Origin of the sequence: Kosakonia sp. (assembly GCF_032104925.1) — a bacterium.
In the GTDB taxonomy this organism is placed as follows: domain Bacteria; phylum Pseudomonadota; class Gammaproteobacteria; order Enterobacterales; family Enterobacteriaceae; genus Kosakonia.
This window is the reverse complement of record NZ_DAMCGF010000014.1, coordinates 15,314-32,521: the sequence shown is the minus strand read 5'-3', so window position 1 is coordinate 32,521 and position 17,208 is coordinate 15,314. Positions and strand designations below refer to the sequence as shown.

Below are 17,208 nucleotides of genomic sequence, written 5' to 3'. Positions count from 1 at the left end.
AAAAGCGGCGCAAAGCGCCGCTTTTTTATTTCCAGATGCGTAATTCTTCGTCACTCACTGATTGCGGTATTTTCTTCACCGAACCAGAAAGCGCATACCAGTCGATCTTGCGCGTCAACACCATCACAGCGCTCAAGGCGATAAACAGAACACCGGTGCCGAGCAACAGCGCATTATCTTCGGAGTTCAACAGGCTCCACATCACCGCATCAAGCACTAACAGCGCAATACTAAACGACAAACCCGCACGCCAGCTTTTCAATACGCCCTGTAAATAGACACCGTTCAGCAGTGCACCGAGCAGGCTGGCAACCCCCCAGGCAATGGTGAAGCCGGTATGTTCAGAAAGCGCCAGCAGCACCAGGTAGAACATCACCAGCGATAACCCCACCAGCAAATATTGCATCGGATGCATCTGCCGCGCAGTTAAACTCTCAAAAACGAAAAACGCCAGATAAGTCAGTACGATCAGCAAAATCGCGTATTTAACCGCTCTGTCGGTCAACTGGTACTGATCGGCAGGTGTGGCGATGTTGACGCTGAAAGCAGGCAATTCCCAACTTTTGCTGGCAGACAGCACCCCGGCAGTACGCATTTTGCTGTCCAGATTGTTGGCAAACCAGCTACTTTGCCAGTGCGCCTGAAAACCACTGGCACTCACCGTGCGTTTTTCCGGCAGAAAATCGCCCATAAAACCCGGATGCGGCCAGTCGCCATTCAGTGTCATCTCGCTATTCCGCCCCAGCGGCACCACGGAAAAATCACCCGTTCCGCTCAAACTAAACGCCATAGTCAGCTTTAGCGATTGCTGCAAATTCGCCGTCGACAACGGCATATGCACACCCTGTAGATCGCTTGCCAGTCCGGTTCCTGGTTCAACGCTGAGTGTCTCGCCATTCAACCTGGTGGTACGCAACTGGCCAATACCGCGCGAATCACTCAACGCTAAAACTAGAAATGGCTCGCCAAGGGAGATATTTTCATCGGCTTTGATATCCAGCCGCTTTGGGTCGAATTCCGCGTTGATCTCAATGTCGTTGTGCCAGATTTGTCCATCATAAATGCCGATCTTGCGGGTTTCGACCTGCTGTTTGCCGTTAACCATCAGCGATTCTGGCAACCAAAAACGAAGATAACTTTGTTTACGCCGCACCTCTTTGGGGGCCTCGTTATCGTTAGCTTTTTCCAGGGAAACCACCGTTTCAGTCACCGGGATGGCGATCAACGGCCCGACCAATTTTTGACTGCCAGCGCTGCTCTGGCGCAGCGTATCCGTCACATCGTTACGATAATTCGCGCGTTCGCCAATTAAGCCGCTCAGCAGCGTCAGCGGGACAAGCAGAACACAAAGACAACCTGACAGCGTTACCATTTTCCAGAACAGGGGGGATTTCAACATAGCCTTCTCCTTAGTGATGTGCGCAGAGTAGTGAGGCTATGTGTGAAGGATTTGAAGTTATGTGAAGTGTGGGTGAAGTGACAGCCGGGCTTCGCAACCCCCTTGCGGGCGGTTCAGAACGCGAATATCACCATGATGCAGCCGCGCGACTTCCTGGACAAACGCCAGCCCCAGCCCACTGCTTTTTTGCCCGTCGGCTCGCGGCAGCGAGTAGAAGCGTTCAAAAACGCGCTGCAGTGCATAATCCGGGATACCTGAACCGCTGTCGCTGACCGTTAACACCAGCGCGTTAGCTTCCTGGCTGGCGCGTAACGCCACCACACCGCCAGGCGGCGTAAAATCAATGGCGTTATCGAGTAAATTACCCAACGCCTGGGCCAGCAGTTCGCTATCCCCTGCTGCCACAGCATCAGCAGCGTCAATCTGCAGAGTTAAGCCTTTCGCCGACAACACCACACTGCGTTGCTCCTGCAACTGGCGAAAAAGCATACCGACATCCACTGCCGCAAACGCAATTTCCAGCCGGTTTTCCAGTTTCGCCTGGTGTAACAACTTCTCAACCAGGTTCTGCATACGGCTATTTTGCGTAAGAATGTTGTCGGTAAAACGCGCCACGACGTCTGGCGGCGGCCCTTCGCGCAGAATCTCCGCCGCGCCGCGAATGGCTGCCAGCGGGCTTTTCAGTTCATGCGTCAGGGCGTAAACATACTGTTCGATATAATTTTTGCCTTCCAGTTTCACACGCATACTTTCCAGCGCCTGCGCCAGTTTACGCAGCTCACTGCTTCCTAAATCGGGTAAAGGAACCGGACGGTTTTCGGTAACGGAATCAGCGTAGCGCGCCAGCTTGCCAATGGAGCGATTGATCCACCAGACCATGACCGCACCAATGAGCAACGCAATGCCCAGCAGCGCGCCGCCGGCCCATAAGATGCGTCGCTCGCTGCGTTTAATCACCGGATCCATCGCGCTGTTTGGCTTACCCACGCTGATTACACCGATAATGCGGCCTTGATCGGTCACCGGGGCGGCAACATACATCACCGTACTCTGCGGGTTACTGGCATCCGCCAGCGAGCTACGTGCACCGTAATTCCCGCGCAGCGTCAGCCAGACATCATTCCAGCGTGAGTAATCCTGACCCAACGCCTTTCCTGACGAATCAAACACCACGCGCCCGGTGCTGTCGGTCATGTAGACGTGATACTCATTGCGAACTTTGTGGATCCCGCTGATATGCGCATTGATTGGCTGGTGATTTAACGTCGAGAAAGCCTGCGCCAGGCGCCCATCCTGCGCGTGACCAGAGCGTAAATCTTCGCGAGCCAGCTCCGCCAGCAGCGTCGCGGTATCAATAAGCGTACCTTCGGTGGCGCGTCGTACACCGGGTTTGATCTCCTGAACAAAGATTGACAGCACGAACCATGCGGCAACTGCCACGATCAGGAAATACCCCAGCAACAGGCGCATGCCAATGCGCATCAGCGGATCCCCAGGCTGTAGCCCATACCGCGATGCGTATTGATAGGAGTAAGTTCAGCATTGATGGCGCGTAGCTTGGCGCGCAAGGTCTTGATATGAGTATCGACGGTGCGATCGAAACTCTCCTGAGCATCGCTCCAGACTTGATCCATCAATTGCTGGCGAGAAAAAACACGTCCTGGTGCCAACAGTAAGGTTTTCAACAACAGAAATTCGTAGCGGGTTAGCAGCAGCGTTTCGCCGCACCAGCGAATAATCGCGGCATCCTCGTCCAACTCAAACTGGCCGATTCGCCGCATTTCATTTTGAAGAGATGCTTTTTGCAACCTGCGCAACACCGTGCGCACTCTGGCGCATACTTCACGCGGTGAGAAGGGCTTGGCAATGTAATCATCCGCGCCCATCTCCAGCCCCAGCAGCTTGTCGACTTCATCGCTGCGCGCGGTAAGAAACAGCACCGGCAACGCGGGCGCGCGCGCCAGTAGCCGACGACACAGTTCAAAACCGCTGATATCCGGCAGGCCGACGTCCAGAATAGCCAGCTCAGGCAGACGATGCTGCGCCGCATCCAGCACCGGCAAACCTCGCTCAAACGCGGTGACGGCAAAACCGTCCTGCTGCAACATGTAAATCAACGTTTCAGCGATGCTGGCTTCATCCTCTACCAGCCAGATCTGCGGTTGCGGCGTAGACATTGGGCTTATTTACTCCAGGGAATAATGGGTACCGCGCTTAAGGCGTTTTTCGGCGATCCTTCGACCACTTTATCGGAATAAGCTAAATATGCCAAAGTGTTACGTTTCGCGTCATAGAAACGCACCACCTGCAATTTCTTGAAGACTAACGATGTTCGTTTCTGGAAAACCACATCGCCCTGCGCCTTACCGTTTTTGATTTTATCGCTCAACTCAACCGGACCAACCTGCTGGCAAGAGATAGCCGCGTCGGACGTATCTTCCGCCAGCCCCAGCCCACCCTTGATACCACCGGTTTTCGCCCGGCTGATGTAACAGGTGACATTTTTCACATCAGGATCATCAAACGCTTCGACCACAATTTTGTGATCCGGCCCAAACATTTTAAACACGGTATCCACGGAACCAATTTGTTCTGCATGTGCAGAGCCCAGCGTGGCCAACACTAATGCAGGAAGGATTAACTTTGTATATTTCATATTGTTACCATTTTTGAATATTACGTTGAGCAACTATTCAGCTTTTAAATGAGAAACTGTTTGCAGATCACTAATTTACAAAATTTATGATGAAAATCAGTCACAATGCGTATTTGTGCACAAAAAAAACACCGAATGCTAAACACCTCAAAACCCGTTATTATCCGTTGCCTGGTATCAGGCGTTAATGCTGTTTTAAGGAAGAGGATATTGTATGGATCAGGCTGGGATCATTCGCGACTTACTTTCCTGGCTGGAAAGCCATCTGGATCAGCCGCTCGCTTTGGATAATGTGGCGGCAAAAGCGGGCTATTCCAAGTGGCACCTGCAAAGGATGTTTAAAGACGTGACCGGTCATGCCATCGGCGCTTACATTCGCGCGCGTCGTCTGTCAAAATCCGCCGTTGCTCTGCGCCTGACTGCCCGCCCCATTCTGGATATTGCACTGCAATACCGCTTTGATTCGCAACAGACCTTCACCCGCGCTTTCAAAAAACAGTTTGCTGTCACCCCTGCGCTCTATCGCCGTTCACCAGACTGGAGCGCGTTTGGCATTCGCCCGCCGATGCGTCTTGGCGAATTTACCATGCCAAAACATGATTTTGTCACCCTGCCACCAATGCATCTTATTGGCACCACCCAGAGCTACACCTGCGCGCTGGAGGAGATCTCCAATTTCCGTAATCAAATGCGCATTCAGTTCTGGCGGGAATTTTTGAGCAATTCACCGAAAATTCCACCGGAAATGTATGGCCTGCACGAGCCGCGCCCGAGTCTGGAAAAAGATGACGAACAGGAAGTGTTTTACACCACAGCGCTAACGCCGGAGATGGCGAACGGCTATCTGAGCAACGCGCAGCCGGTGTTGCTGGAAGGCGGCGACTACATCTCCTTCGCCTATGAAGGTTCACCGCACGGTTTTCAGGATTTCATCCTGACCGTTTACGGAACGTGCATGCCGATGCTTAATCTCACGCGCCGTAAAGGCCAGGATATTGAGCATTTTTACCCGCAGCATGAAGAACCGCGCGAAGATGGCGAGCCGCCGGCGCACATCCGCTGCGAGTATCTGGTGCCCATTCGCCGTTAACGCTGCAACTCATCCAGCGCTGGGGCGTCCAAATGCGAGACGTCTCCTGCGGTTTCCACCACCCAGCCGGAAGCCAGCCACGGACTTTGTTGATAATCAATACGGGAAATGGAGCAGTTGCGCAGGCGCAGGCGGCGTTCTGCATAAGCCGGCAGCCCAAGGATCGTGCTCACCAGGCAGCCCAGCGCCATACCGTGGCTAACCAGTAACGGGCGGCTTCCTTCGGGAAGCTCCAGGCAGGTTGCCAGCGCCGCGTGCATACGGTCGCTTAACTCCTGCATCGATTCACCATCGGGAATGCGGCCATCGGCTGTGCCATTCACCAGTTGGCGACGCCAGCTCTCTTCTTCTTCAGTCAGGGAATCGATATGACGGCGTTCCAGCACGCCCATGTCCAGCTCGCGTAAACGCGGCTCAAAGGTGATATCGCAACCGCAGACTTCAGCGATGATCTCAGCCGTCCGGCGGGTTCGGCCCAGGTCGCTGGCAATAACGTGGGTAATGCCCAGCGCTTTTGCGCGCTCAGCCACCTGCCACGCCTGCTTCTCCCCTTTTTCGGTTAACGGACTGTCTGACTGGCCTTGAATACGACGCTCGGCGTTCCACTGCGTTTCACCGTGGCGAACAAGGTATACCTGTAACATGCTTTTTTATCCATTATACTGCGATGAATTTATTATCTGAGGAAGGTCTCTGTCCGGGGTAAAGAACGCGTCTCATTCCGAACATACCGTTATTGATTATGCACCATGTTGTCTCAGCTACCACCAATCCCGCGAAAATTCGGGCGATTCTGCACGCTTTTAACGAGATCTTCGGCGAAGGATCCTGCCATATAGACGCCGTTTCCGTCGATAGCGGCGTACCGGAACAGCCGTTTGGCAGTGAAGAAACGCGTACTGGCGCACGAAATCGAGTGGCCAATGCCCGCCATGCGCGCCCCGAAGCGGATTTCTGGGTAGCTATCGAAGCCGGGATCGACGAGGGCAGTACGTTTAGTTGGGTGGTTATTGAAAGCAATCATCAGAAAGGTGAAGCCCGCTCGGCAACGCTGCCGCTACCGGAGATCATTTTGCAGAAAGTGCGCGCCGGTGAAGCGCTCGGGCCAGTAATGTCGCGTTATAGCGGAATTGATGAGATCGGCCGCAAAGAGGGTGCCATCGGCGTTTTCACTGCCGGTAAACTCACGCGCGAAAGCGTTTACCACCAGGCGGTGATTCTGGCGCTCAGCCCATTTCACAACGCGATTTATCGCTGAGTGTTCAGCAGCGTCTGCTCCAGCCATAAACGTAAATCCGCAGGCGCAGCTTTCAGGCTGTTTGAACCACGAGTAATGGTCGCGATACCTGCCCCCAGCTCGCTTTTCAGCTCACGCTGGCTCATCTCGCCGCGCAACAGTTCTTCAATGATCCGCACTCTTGTGCCCAACGACTCGCGCTCATCTGGCGTAAGCATCAGATTAAGCAACGGAATGTGCAGATCCTTTTCATAAGATTGCCGAACCAGATCAACGAAGCGTTGCCACTCCTGATCGCGCTGTTCGGCCATCGCTGCGGAATAGGGTGATTGCTGAGTCATAATTTGCCGCCATGTTAAAGGTTTACTGATGTGTACTCTTTAGCGAGTACACATCATAGCATAAACCACGGAAATCAATAACGGCGCTGCCATTCAGCATCATTAAAGACAACCGGCTTATCTCCGCTCAGGAAATAGCGGTAATAAGCATCATAAGCCAGCACGTTTTTCACATAGCTGCGCGTTTCCGAGAACGGGATGCTCTCAATAAACGCCACCGCATCCAGTTTGCCGCCGCTGTTGTTCAGCCAGCTGCGCACCCTTCCCGGCCCGGCGTTATAGGCTGCCGACGAGAAAATACGGTTATTGCCAAACTGCTGATAAACATATTGCAGATAGCTGGTGCCGATGTTGATATTCGTTTCCGGATCAAACAATTGGCCAGAGTTGCTGTAGCCGGGAATATTAAACATCTTCACCGTGTGCGTGGCGGTACCCGGCATAATCTGCATTAAACCTGCCGCGCCAACCGGGGAGCGCGCCGTTGGGTTCCAGGCACTCTCCTGGCGCGATATCGCCATCGCATAGCTTTGCGAAATCCCTTTTCCACTGGTGTAGCGGGCATAAAGATCGCTATACGCCAGCGGGAAACGCTCTTCAAGTTGATCCCATAGCTTGCCGGCAATCGTGGCCTGCACGCTCAGATCCCACCAGTGCTGATTAAAGGCATAACGCGCCAGCTGCGCCTGCTCTTGCTGGGTGCGGCTGGTCACCAGATTCGCCCACTCACTGCGCGCGGTGTTATCAAGCCCCCAGTACATCAGCTCACGAACGCGCGCCATTTCTGCGCCCTGCGTCAGCGTTGGGGAGACATTTCCCTGCGCTTTGTCTATCTGCATCGAGTAATCTTCCCCCAACCGCTGGGCGGCTGCCATCGGGTAAAAACCGCGCTGCTTCATCAGGGCGTGGAGGATCTCTTTAGCTTCATCCTCACGTCCGCGCTCCAGCAACAAATCCGCCTGCCAGTAGCGCCACTCGTCTTTCTCTTTTGCGTCCATCGGCAAGCGCGAAAGCCAGGTATTCAGCCCACGACGATCGCCGTTGCCAATCGCCATACGCACCCGGCGCTCCAGCAAAGAGACCGATTGCGAGCGCATGATTGCATCATCACGCCAGCGCGCCTGATCGCTGGTGACGTCATTGCCCATCAATCGCCATGCGACAATATCGCGCAGCGTCTGGGTTTGTTCCTCATTCAACTGTTGTGCTTGCACCAGCGACGGGATCATTAAGCGAGCATTTTCGACATCCTGACGCGCAACGCTTTCAAAGGCTTCCGCCGCCATCTGACGGGTAAAATCCGTTGCGCCGGTGGTGGTAGCAAAGGACATTACGCTCAATGGATTATTGGCAAGGTTGATGATAGCCGCCGAAATGGTTTGATAATCAGGCGGCATCTGCCCGGCCAGCAGTGTCACCAGTTTGGTATTACCCGCTTTCATCGCCAGGCGAATACGCTCCAGAAACGCCAGCGGATCCTGTTTCCCGGAAGCGCGCCATGCGCCAAACAGCTGATCGCACGCGTTGGGCTGGCTTTTACCGCTTAACCACAGCTCTTTCGCACCTGCCCAGGCTTCGTCTGCCTGACCGGTATTCCACTTGGCAAAGTAGTAGTTACATTGTGCTTCGGTAGTCGCAGGTTTCTCCGGGCTGAACGCCAGCAGCCCGCGCCAGTCTTGCCGCCGGGCCAGTTCATTAACAAAGCGAGATTTCAGCGTGCGCGCCGCCGGAAGCGTCGGGTTGGCCTGCACAAAGTTGGTCACCGTAATTGCGGGTTGATTCATCAGATCGTCGGTAATCTGACGATATTGCAGATACGGGTAAAGCGGATACGTTTGTAGCGTGGGCAGCAATTGCTGCACCACGTCCATCTGTTTGTTGTCCCATGCGGTTTTTATCTGCGCGTAACGGTTACGTTGTTCATCCAGTGAATCTGCTCGCGCCACATTGCTGAGGGACAGCAAACAAACGCAGGCCGCCGCGAATCGCCAGGCGACATGTTTAGCTCTCTGCACAGCTCTTTCCTCTTATCTGTCACGTTTTTGCAGCGTCATGCCGCGTAATGCGTTAATGCTAACCGCGCAACTCGTAACGCGCCACGTTGCGCACACTTTTTTACCTTTCTGGCGTGATTTAACACACCTGGCGCGGCTGGCTGGGATTAAGCAACGAAAACGGCTACACTCCGCTGTTGAATACCACTCTCATTACAAAGAGGCGAAGTCCAACGTGGCTCAATTCGTATATACCATGCATCGTGTCGGCAAAGTTGTCCCGCCGAAACGTCATATTCTGAAAAATATCTCGCTAAGCTTCTTCCCGGGCGCAAAAATCGGCGTGCTGGGTCTTAACGGTGCCGGTAAGTCTACCCTGCTGCGCATCATGGCCGGCATCGATAAAGACATCGAAGGTGAAGCCCGCCCGCAGCCAGGCATTAAGATCGGTTACCTGCCGCAGGAACCGCAGTTGAACCCGGAGCAGACCGTACGTGAATCGGTTGAAGAAGCCGTATCCGAAGTGGTCGGGGCCCTGAAACGTCTGGATGAAGTGTATGCGCTGTATGCCGATCCAGAAGCGGATTTCGACAAGCTGGCGGCAGAACAAGGCAAGCTGGAAGAGATTATCCAGGCGCATGACGGGCATAACCTGAATGTGCAACTGGAACGCGCCGCCGATGCGCTGCGCCTGCCAGACTGGGATGCAAAGATTGCCAATCTTTCTGGTGGTGAACGCCGCCGCGTCGCGCTGTGCCGTCTGCTGCTGGAAAAGCCAGATATGCTGCTGCTCGACGAACCGACCAACCACCTGGACGCCGAATCCGTTGCCTGGCTGGAGCGCTTCCTGCACGACTTCGAAGGCACCGTGGTGGCGATTACCCACGACCGTTACTTCCTCGATAACGTCGCCGGTTGGATCCTCGAACTTGACCGCGGTGAAGGTATTCCGTGGGAAGGCAACTACTCTTCCTGGCTGGAACAGAAAGATCAGCGTCTGGCGCAGGAAGCTTCTCAGGAAGCGGCGCGTCGTAAATCCATTGAGAAAGAGCTTGAGTGGGTGCGTCAGGGCGCGAAAGGCCGTCAATCTAAGGGCAAAGCCCGTCTGGCGCGCTTTGAAGAGCTCAACAGCACTGAATACCAGAAACGTAACGAAACCAACGAACTGTTTATTCCACCGGGACCTCGCCTGGGCGATAAAGTGGTTGAAGTCAGCAACCTCAGCAAGTCTTACGGCGATCGCCAGCTGATTGATGGTCTGTCCTTCTCCGTGCCGAAAGGCGCGATTGTCGGCATTATCGGGCCGAACGGCGCCGGTAAATCGACGCTGTTCCGCATGATGTCTGGTCAGGAGCAGCCTGATGGCGGCACCATTACACTGGGAGAAACCGTCAAACTGGCCTCGGTTGATCAGTTCCGCGACGCGATGGATAACAGCAAAACCGTGTGGGAAGAAGTTTCCGGCGGGCTGGACATTATGCGCATCGGTAACACCGAAATGCCGAGCCGCGCGTACGTTGGCCGCTTCAACTTTAAAGGCACCGACCAGGGTAAACGCGTGGGCGAGTTGTCCGGCGGTGAGCGCGGTCGTCTGCATCTGGCAAAACTGTTACAGGTTGGCGGCAACATGCTGTTGCTTGATGAACCGACCAACGACCTGGATATCGAGACCCTGCGCGCGCTGGAAAACGCCCTGCTTGAATTCCCGGGCTGCGCGATGGTTATCTCGCACGACCGCTGGTTCCTTGACCGTATCGCCACCCATATTCTGGATTACCAGGATGAGGGCAAAGTGGAGTTTTTCGAAGGCAACTTCACCGAATACGAAGAGTATAAGAAACGCACGCTGGGCGCAGATGCGCTGGAGCCGAAGCGTATTAAGTACAAACGTATCGCCAAATAAGCCGACACAAAAGCGAATGGGGAAACCCATTCGCTTCACTCCCAAATGCTCAGTGAATTCCTCTACAATAAACGCATAAAAAAGTTTTTTTGTTTTTATACTATCTTTGCCGCGATTCAGAGGCAGATGCATTCATTGCAGAAATAATCTAAAACTAAAATCCTGAATAAAAGTCACATCAAAGAATAAATCTCCAGCAATCTCATCGCCATAGATTAATGCTTTTAGCATTCGCCATTTTGTCCCTGGATTGCTTAACGCTAAGACCAGACGCTAACATGATACGCACTACCTTAGTTAATAAATGAACGCATGGTTATAATTAATGCATATCATCACGGAAGATGTTTTTCTTAAAAACGGATTACAAACATTTATTAAGCAAAAAGAAATAACACTGGATAATAATGATGTTATTTTAGATTTTGATAATAACTTTATCATCATCACGACATTATCGACACTAAACAGAATAATAAAAAGCGACAATCCATTTGAATGTTACTTATTACATTCATTTTTAAAAATTAAGAAAAACACAAAACTAACCGAAATATTCCGCATATTAAATTATAAATCCTGGCGGAAGAAGCAAGACCACGAGTGCAGAATAACGCTAACGCGAAAAGAGAGACTGCTGCTTAGCCATATCATTAGCGCAGGTAAAAAGAAAAGTATGCTAATCCACAGCGGGCTGGATATAAAAACGGTCAGTACGCATAAATATAATATGTTGAGAAAGGTGAATCAGCCATCAATCGCTACGCTGACGCAGGTACATAACCGCTGGAAAAATTTTCGCAATCAACCTGCAAACTAACCGATATACAGGCCGCGGAATATACCAGACCGGCCTGCCATTTCAGACTACGGCCCCATTAACTGTTTAACCAGTTCGACGCACTGTAAAAAACGCGAGTCATAATCTGCGGCTTCAACACGTACATATTCGATATTATTTTCCCGCAGCATCGACACCAATAAATCCTGAAACTCCTTGCGATCGACTGAACTGCCGAGGCTTCTCAGGCCATCATTCACCCACGGCGTATTATTTTCCAGCAGGATCACCAGATCAAAACGATATTCATCAATCAAAGCCTGAACAAAAGGGTGCTCGCGGCCTTCATATTTTTTGCAGAACGCCTGCGTGGTGACAAAATCCGTATCGATAAACGCCACTTTATTGGCGTACTTCACGGCAAAATCAATGTATTGCGCATGTCCGAGGGCAATTTTGTCATAATCAGAATATTGCAGCGCAATTTCGTCACCACCAAGATGAGAAAAGACGTAATCGCGACCATATTCCCATGCGCTGGTGGTATTGAAGATATTGGCGAGCTTATTTACCAATGTTGATTTACCGCTGGATTCTCCGCCCAGAATCGCCACCGTGCGCACAAAAAAGGGCTTTACCTCAGTCGGAATATAATCCCAGTAACGGAAAGGGTTCTCGCGGATTTGCGAACCGCTGATATTCATAAAGGTACGCTTTGGATCGACCAGCACCGCTTCAATTCCCAGATGTTGCCGATACTGCGGCGCATCAGCCTCTTCGGAGGTGTAAATCCAGTTTGGCGTGATCCCTTTTTCGGTCATAAACGCTTTGATGCCTTTACTCCAGACATCCCAGCCGTGCGGATACGGCTCCATCCCCTCTTCGTTAAAGGCATGAATACGGATATTTTTCTGGTACTTAAAGGTCTGTAGCAGCCAACGCAAGCGATCACTTACCGTCGGCTGTTGGGACATCGCGCTGTCTTCAAACAACTCGCGATCGCGGGTTTCGTCATAACCAAGGATGATATGCAGTTCATCCACCTGGCTACAGGCGCGCTGGATCAAGTAGATATGACCAGTGTGCAGCGGGTAAAACTTGCCGAAAACCACGCCAATGCTTTTCTGCCGACGGGGAAACTCAAGATCGAGAAAGCGGTGCAGAGCCTCAAGTTTTTGCGCACTGGGGCTCTTAATTTTGGCATTCAGCAGCTGGCTCAAATAGCCTTTGGTCATACCGCTGGCATCGGCTACCTGCTGTAACGTGCAGCCTTTCTGGCGAATCGCGGTTTTTAAGTAGTCGAATGACGACATTGTTGCCTCCTGCAAAAAAACATTAGCCAATTATAAGTCGTCAAAGACACTTAGCGCATCCGCGAGCTTCTTCACGCCGAAAATTTGCATTCCTTCAGGCACTTTTTTCGGCACATTCGCTGCCGGAACAATCGCGCGACGGAAGCCATGCTTCGCGGCCTCCGAAATGCGCTCCTGGCCGCTGGGTACCGGGCGAATTTCGCCCGCCAGCCCGACTTCGCCAAACACCACTAAATCCTGCGGTAACGGCCGGTCACGCAGGCTGGAAACCATCGCCAGCAACAGCGCTAAATCGGCGCTGGTTTCGGTCACTTTGACCCCGCCGACCACGTTGACGAACACATCCTGATCCGCCATCTGCAAGCCGCCGTGGCGATGCAGCACCGCCAACAGAATCGCCAGGCGGTTTTGCTCCAGTCCCACCGCCACACGGCGCGGGTTTGACATCATCGAATGATCCACCAGCGCCTGAATTTCAACTAACAGCGGGCGTGTGCCTTCCCACACCACCATCACCGAACTGCCGGAGGTGACTTCATCGCCGCGACTTAAGAAAATCGCCGACGGGTTGCTGACTTCACGCAACCCCTGCTCGGTCATGGCGAATACGCCGAGTTCGTTAACCGCGCCGAAACGGTTTTTATGGCTGCGCAAGGTGCGAAAACGCGAATCCGCATCGCCGTCGAGCAGCACCGAGCAGTCAATACAGTGTTCAAGCACCTTTGGTCCCGCCAGCGAGCCGTCTTTGGTGACGTGGCCGACCATCACAATCGCCACACCGCGCGTTTTCGCAAAGCGCGTCAGATAGGCCGCCGTTTCACGCACCTGCGCCACACTGCCGGGCGACGACTGAATGTCGGCCATGTGCATGACCTGAATCGAGTCGATCACCATCAACTTCGGTTGTTCCTCTTCGGCGATCATGCAGATTTGTTCGATGCTGGTTTCCGACAGCATATTGAGATTGCCGGTCGGCAGCCCCAGACGGTGCGCGCGCATCGCCACCTGCTGTAATGACTCTTCGCCGGTGACATATAACGTTTTCATCTGCTCGGCGAGCTTACACAACGTCTGCAACAGCAACGTGGATTTCCCCGCGCCGGGGTTGCCGCCAATCAGAATCGCGCTACCGGGCACAACACCGCCACCGAGCACGCGGTCAAACTCTTTAAAACCGGTGGAAAAACGCGGTAGCTCTTCGAGGCTGATATCCGCCAGCTTCTGCACTTTTGATACGCCAGCGCTCCCCGCATAACCGGAAAGACGCTCATTACGCGCCACGGTGGGCGAAGCGGCAACACGCACTTCCGTAATGGTGTTCCATGCGTGACAGGCGCTGCACTGCCCCTGCCAGCGCGGATAATCCGCACCGCATTCATTACAGACAAACGCGCGTTTGGGAGCTTTCGCCACAATAACCTCTACTTCTTATTAATGCTGCCGGAAAGAATACAAAATACGCCCATCAGATCGGCGTGGCGAATAGTGACTTCCGCCTTCTCATTCACTTTGGGTTTGGCATGAAACGCGATGCCAAGCCCGGCGGCTTTGATCATCGGCAAATCGTTCGCGCCATCGCCAATCGCCACCGTTTGCTCCGGCGCGATTTCATACTTTTCAGCCAGTTGCTTCAGCGTGTTGGCTTTGAACTGCGCATCCACGATATCGCCCAATACCTGGCCGGTGAATTTACCGTCCATGATCTCAAGTTCGTTGGCAACTGCCGCCGTTAAATGCAGCTTGTCGCGCAGGTAATCGGCAAAGAAAGTAAAGCCGCCCGAGGCGATGGCTACTTTCCAGCCCAATGTTTCCAGCTTCAACACCAGTTGCACAAGGCCTGGCATTAACGGCAGTTTTTCGCGTACTTGCAGCAGAATATTGGCGTCCGCGCCTTTCAGCGTCGCCACACGGCTGCGCAGGCTGGCAGCAAAATCGAGTTCGCCGCGCATCGCCCGTTCGGTCACTTCCGCCACCATTTCGCCGGTGCCGGCAAGTTTAGCGATTTCATCAATGCACTCGATTTGAATGGCGGTGGAGTCCATGTCCATCACCAGCAGCCCTGGCGAGCGCAGATGCGGGATTTTCCCCAGCGGGGCGACGTCCATACCTTCGTCGTGGGCCAGGCGCGTCGCGCGCGGCGTCAACGAACCCGCCAGACGAAGAACCTGATAATCGTCAACGCTCCACGCGGCAACAATCACCATTGCTGCACCCAATTTGCGCTGATAGGTCGTCAGACGTTGCTTATCCAGATTACGTGCGTACAGTAGCCAGCCGCTGCGACCAGCGTGATAGTCCAGAGGCATTACCTCATCACCACTTAAAGAGAGCGGCAATCCCGGCCACTGAGAAACATCATCGGGCAGATCGCACCAGGTCAAACTATTAGGCATTAAAGCTCCTGTAAAAACGTTAGCGCCAGAAAGCATCGGAGGGGAAAATAACGCATGAGGCTACCTTGTAACCAGCGCTTCTGGCAACATTAAGCCTCAAATTTTCAACAGGTGGAATATGGCTCGCGCAAAACTTAAATTTCGGCTGCATCGCGCCGTAATCGTCCTCATCTGTCTGGCACTGCTGGTCGCGCTGATGCAGGGCGCATCCTGGTTCAGCCAAAGCCATCAGCGTCAGCGCAATCCGCAGTTTGAAGAGCTGGCGAGAACGCTGGCGCGCCAGGTGACGCTGAATCTCACGCCGCTGATGCGCACAGAAACCCCGGACGAAAAACGGATCAACGTCGTGCTGCGCCAGCTCACCGAAGAGAGTCGCATTCTGGATGCAGGGGTGTACGATGCGCAGGGCGATCTGATCGCGCGCTCCGGCGAAAGTATTGATGTGCGCGACAGGCTGGCGCTGGACGGCAAAAAAGCAGGCGGCTATTTCAACCAGCAAATTGTTGAGCCGATTCAGGGAAAGAGCGGTCCGCTGGGCTACCTGCGCCTGACGCTGGATACGCACACGCTGGCGACAGAAGCCAAACAGGTGGATAACACCACCAATATTCTGCGCCTGATGTTGCTGCTGTCGCTGGCCATTGGCGTAGTGCTGACGCGCACCCTGTTGCAGGGCAAACGCACGCGCTGGCAGCAGTCGCCGTTTTTGCTGACGGCCAACAAATCCGTACCGGAAGAAGAAGAGCAGCAAAAGAAAGAGTCGCTCTGACCGCTACCGGTAAAAATTACAGGTTACAGAAAGGAAATCTGCTATGTCGACGCTTCGTCTGCTTATCTCTGACTCGTACGATCCCTGGTTCAACCTGGCGGTGGAAGAGTGCATTTTCCGCCAGATGCCCGCCACACAACGCGTACTGTTCTTATGGCGCAACGCGGACACGGTGGTGATTGGGCGGGCGCAAAACCCGTGGAAAGAGTGCAATACCCGCCGCATGGAAGAAGATAACGTGCGGCTGGCAAGGCGCAGTAGCGGCGGCGGCGCGGTGTTCCACGACCTCGGCAATACCTGTTTCACTTTCATGGCGGGAAAGCCGGAATACGACAAAACCATCTCCACGTCGATTGTGCTTAATGCTCTGAATTCACTAGGCGTTACCGCAGAAGCTTCCGGGCGCAACGACCTGGTGGTGAAAACGGCGGAAGGCGATCGTAAGGTGTCCGGTTCTGCCTACCGGGAAACCAAAGATCGTGGCTTCCACCATGGCACGTTGCTGCTGAATGCCGATCTCAGCCGCCTGGCCAATTACCTCAATCCGGACAAGAAAAAGCTGCAAGCCAAAGGCATTACGTCGGTGCGTGGGCGCGTGGCGAATCTGGTGGAGTTGCTGCCGGGCATTACCCATCAGCAAATCTGTGAAGCGATCACCGAAGCCTTCTTCGCTCACTATGGCGAACGGGTTACGGCGGAGGTTATCTCGCCGGATAAAACCCCAGACTTGCCCAATTTTGCCGAAACCTTTGCCCGCCAGAGCAGCTGGGAGTGGAATTTCGGCCAGGCCCCGGCTTTCAGCCATCTGTTGGATGAACGGTTTACCTGGGGCGGCGTGGAGCTCCATTTTGATGTGGAAAAAGGGCATATCACCCGCACGCAGGTGTTTACCGACAGCCTGAACCCCGCACCGTTAGAAGCGCTGGCGGCACGTTTGCAGGGCTGCCTCTACCGCGCGGATATGCTGGCGCAGGAGTGTGATGCACTGTTAGTCGATTTTCCGGAGCAGGAACAAGAACTTCGCGAGCTTTCCGCATGGATTGCAAGCGCAGTGCGTTAGCCTCTGAGTGGCCGACTACGCCATCCGTTGCGCTATCTGTTCCAGTTGGGCAACTTGATCACCCATTTGCCAGGCGATATGGCGAAATGCCTCACTGATGCGATCATCTGCCGCTACTGTCTGCCAGAATGTTTGCGCCGGTGGGATGGCGAAATTCCACGCTGCCTTGCTGACCGAGGTATCCAGCGCCGGTTCAATAGCGTTGCTCCCGAACTGACGGGGGCAAAAACCATCGGCAACATATCATAGGCAGGCCAAACTGACGCGCGATG

16 protein-coding genes are annotated in these 17,208 nt (G+C 53.7%); 6 read left to right on the top strand and 10 right to left on the bottom strand.

What is annotated here, in order from left to right; all coding sequences use genetic code 11:
• Nucleotides 1-25: 25 nt before the first annotated feature.
• From creD to creA, 4 genes are read right to left on the bottom strand one after another with little or no spacing between them, the layout of a single operon-like run.
• Nucleotides 26-1,399, bottom strand: a complete 1,374-nt coding sequence (gene creD, locus RT644_RS20875; protein WP_313627939.1) for a cell envelope integrity protein CreD — start codon at nt 1,397-1,399, stop codon at nt 26-28.
• A gap of 57 nt (nt 1,400-1,456) precedes the next feature.
• Nucleotides 1,457-2,881 (bottom strand): two-component system sensor histidine kinase CreC, encoded by a 1,425-nt coding sequence (creC, locus tag RT644_RS20870; RefSeq protein ID WP_313627937.1) that lies wholly within the window; start codon nt 2,879-2,881, stop codon nt 1,457-1,459.
• Nucleotides 2,881-3,576, bottom strand: coding sequence for a two-component system response regulator CreB (gene creB / locus RT644_RS20865; RefSeq protein WP_313627935.1), 696 nt, complete (start codon nt 3,574-3,576; stop codon nt 2,881-2,883). The genes creC and creB overlap by 1 nt, the downstream gene beginning before the upstream one ends.
• Before the next feature lie 5 nt (nt 3,577-3,581).
• Nucleotides 3,582-4,055, bottom strand: a complete 474-nt coding sequence (gene creA, locus RT644_RS20860) for a protein CreA (protein WP_020456481.1) — start codon at nt 4,053-4,055, stop codon at nt 3,582-3,584.
• Between the two features lie 214 nt (nt 4,056-4,269).
• Between creA and robA the strand changes: the two genes are divergently transcribed.
• The gene (robA, locus tag RT644_RS20855; protein WP_313627933.1) at nt 4,270-5,145 is read left to right on the top strand and encodes an MDR efflux pump AcrAB transcriptional activator RobA; all 876 of its coding nucleotides are present in this window, start codon (nt 4,270-4,272) and stop codon (nt 5,143-5,145) included.
• On the opposite strand, the gene gpmB is transcribed toward robA, so the two are convergent.
• A complete protein-coding gene (gene gpmB / locus RT644_RS20850) occupies nt 5,142-5,789 on the bottom strand; it encodes a 2,3-diphosphoglycerate-dependent phosphoglycerate mutase GpmB (protein WP_020456479.1) in 648 nt (215 codons plus the stop codon). The genes robA and gpmB overlap by 4 nt on opposite strands.
• A 98-nt stretch (nt 5,790-5,887) precedes the next feature.
• Between gpmB and yjjX the strand changes: the two genes are divergently transcribed.
• Nucleotides 5,888-6,403 (top strand): inosine/xanthosine triphosphatase, encoded by a 516-nt coding sequence (yjjX, locus tag RT644_RS20845; RefSeq protein WP_045510035.1) that lies wholly within the window; start codon nt 5,888-5,890, stop codon nt 6,401-6,403.
• Here yjjX and trpR read toward each other — a convergent pair.
• Both trpR and sltY read right to left on the bottom strand, forming a co-directional pair.
• The gene (trpR, locus tag RT644_RS20840; RefSeq protein WP_017457853.1) at nt 6,394-6,723 is read right to left on the bottom strand and encodes a trp operon repressor; all 330 of its coding nucleotides are present in this window, start codon (nt 6,721-6,723) and stop codon (nt 6,394-6,396) included. The two genes, yjjX and trpR, sit on opposite strands and share 10 nt — an antisense overlap.
• A 74-nt stretch (nt 6,724-6,797) precedes the next feature.
• Entirely contained in the window at nt 6,798-8,738 is a 1,941-nt protein-coding gene (sltY, locus tag RT644_RS20835) for a murein transglycosylase (RefSeq protein WP_313627930.1), read from the bottom strand.
• Nucleotides 8,739-8,952: 214 nt separating this feature from the next.
• Between sltY and ettA the strand changes: the two genes are divergently transcribed.
• Both ettA and RT644_RS20825 read left to right on the top strand, forming a co-directional pair.
• Nucleotides 8,953-10,620: an energy-dependent translational throttle protein EttA gene (gene ettA / locus RT644_RS20830; RefSeq protein WP_071925297.1), complete on the top strand. Its 1,668-nt coding sequence runs from the start codon at nt 8,953-8,955 to the stop codon at nt 10,618-10,620.
• A 325-nt stretch (nt 10,621-10,945) separates the two neighbouring features.
• Nucleotides 10,946-11,440: a hypothetical protein gene (locus RT644_RS20825; RefSeq protein ID WP_097406946.1), complete on the top strand. Its 495-nt coding sequence runs from the start codon at nt 10,946-10,948 to the stop codon at nt 11,438-11,440.
• 47 nt (nt 11,441-11,487) lie between these two features.
• Here the strand turns inward: RT644_RS20825 and nadR are convergent, their stop codons facing one another.
• Genes nadR through serB form a run of 3 tightly spaced genes read right to left on the bottom strand, consistent with a single transcriptional unit; the run spans nt 11,488 to nt 15,107 of the window.
• Entirely contained in the window at nt 11,488-12,714 is a 1,227-nt protein-coding gene (gene nadR, locus RT644_RS20820) for a multifunctional transcriptional regulator/nicotinamide-nucleotide adenylyltransferase/ribosylnicotinamide kinase NadR (RefSeq protein ID WP_020456474.1), read from the bottom strand.
• 30 nt (nt 12,715-12,744) lie between these two features.
• On the bottom strand, nt 12,745-14,127 hold the full coding sequence (gene radA / locus RT644_RS20815; protein WP_020456473.1) for a DNA repair protein RadA: 1,383 nt from the start codon (nt 14,125-14,127) through the stop codon (nt 12,745-12,747).
• Nucleotides 14,128-14,135: 8 nt separating this feature from the next.
• Nucleotides 14,136-15,107, bottom strand: coding sequence for a phosphoserine phosphatase (gene serB / locus RT644_RS20810; protein WP_017457847.1), 972 nt, complete (start codon nt 15,105-15,107; stop codon nt 14,136-14,138).
• Between the two features lie 118 nt (nt 15,108-15,225).
• Here serB and RT644_RS20805 point away from each other — a divergent pair, with 118 nt between their 5' ends.
• Together RT644_RS20805 and lplA are read left to right on the top strand one after the other, a co-directional pair.
• On the top strand, nt 15,226-15,876 hold the full coding sequence (locus RT644_RS20805; RefSeq protein WP_020456472.1) for a YtjB family periplasmic protein: 651 nt from the start codon (nt 15,226-15,228) through the stop codon (nt 15,874-15,876).
• Between the two features lie 43 nt (nt 15,877-15,919).
• Nucleotides 15,920-16,936 (top strand): lipoate--protein ligase LplA, encoded by a 1,017-nt coding sequence (gene lplA, locus RT644_RS20800; RefSeq protein ID WP_020456471.1) that lies wholly within the window; start codon nt 15,920-15,922, stop codon nt 16,934-16,936.
• Nucleotides 16,937-17,208: the final 272 nt, after the last annotated feature.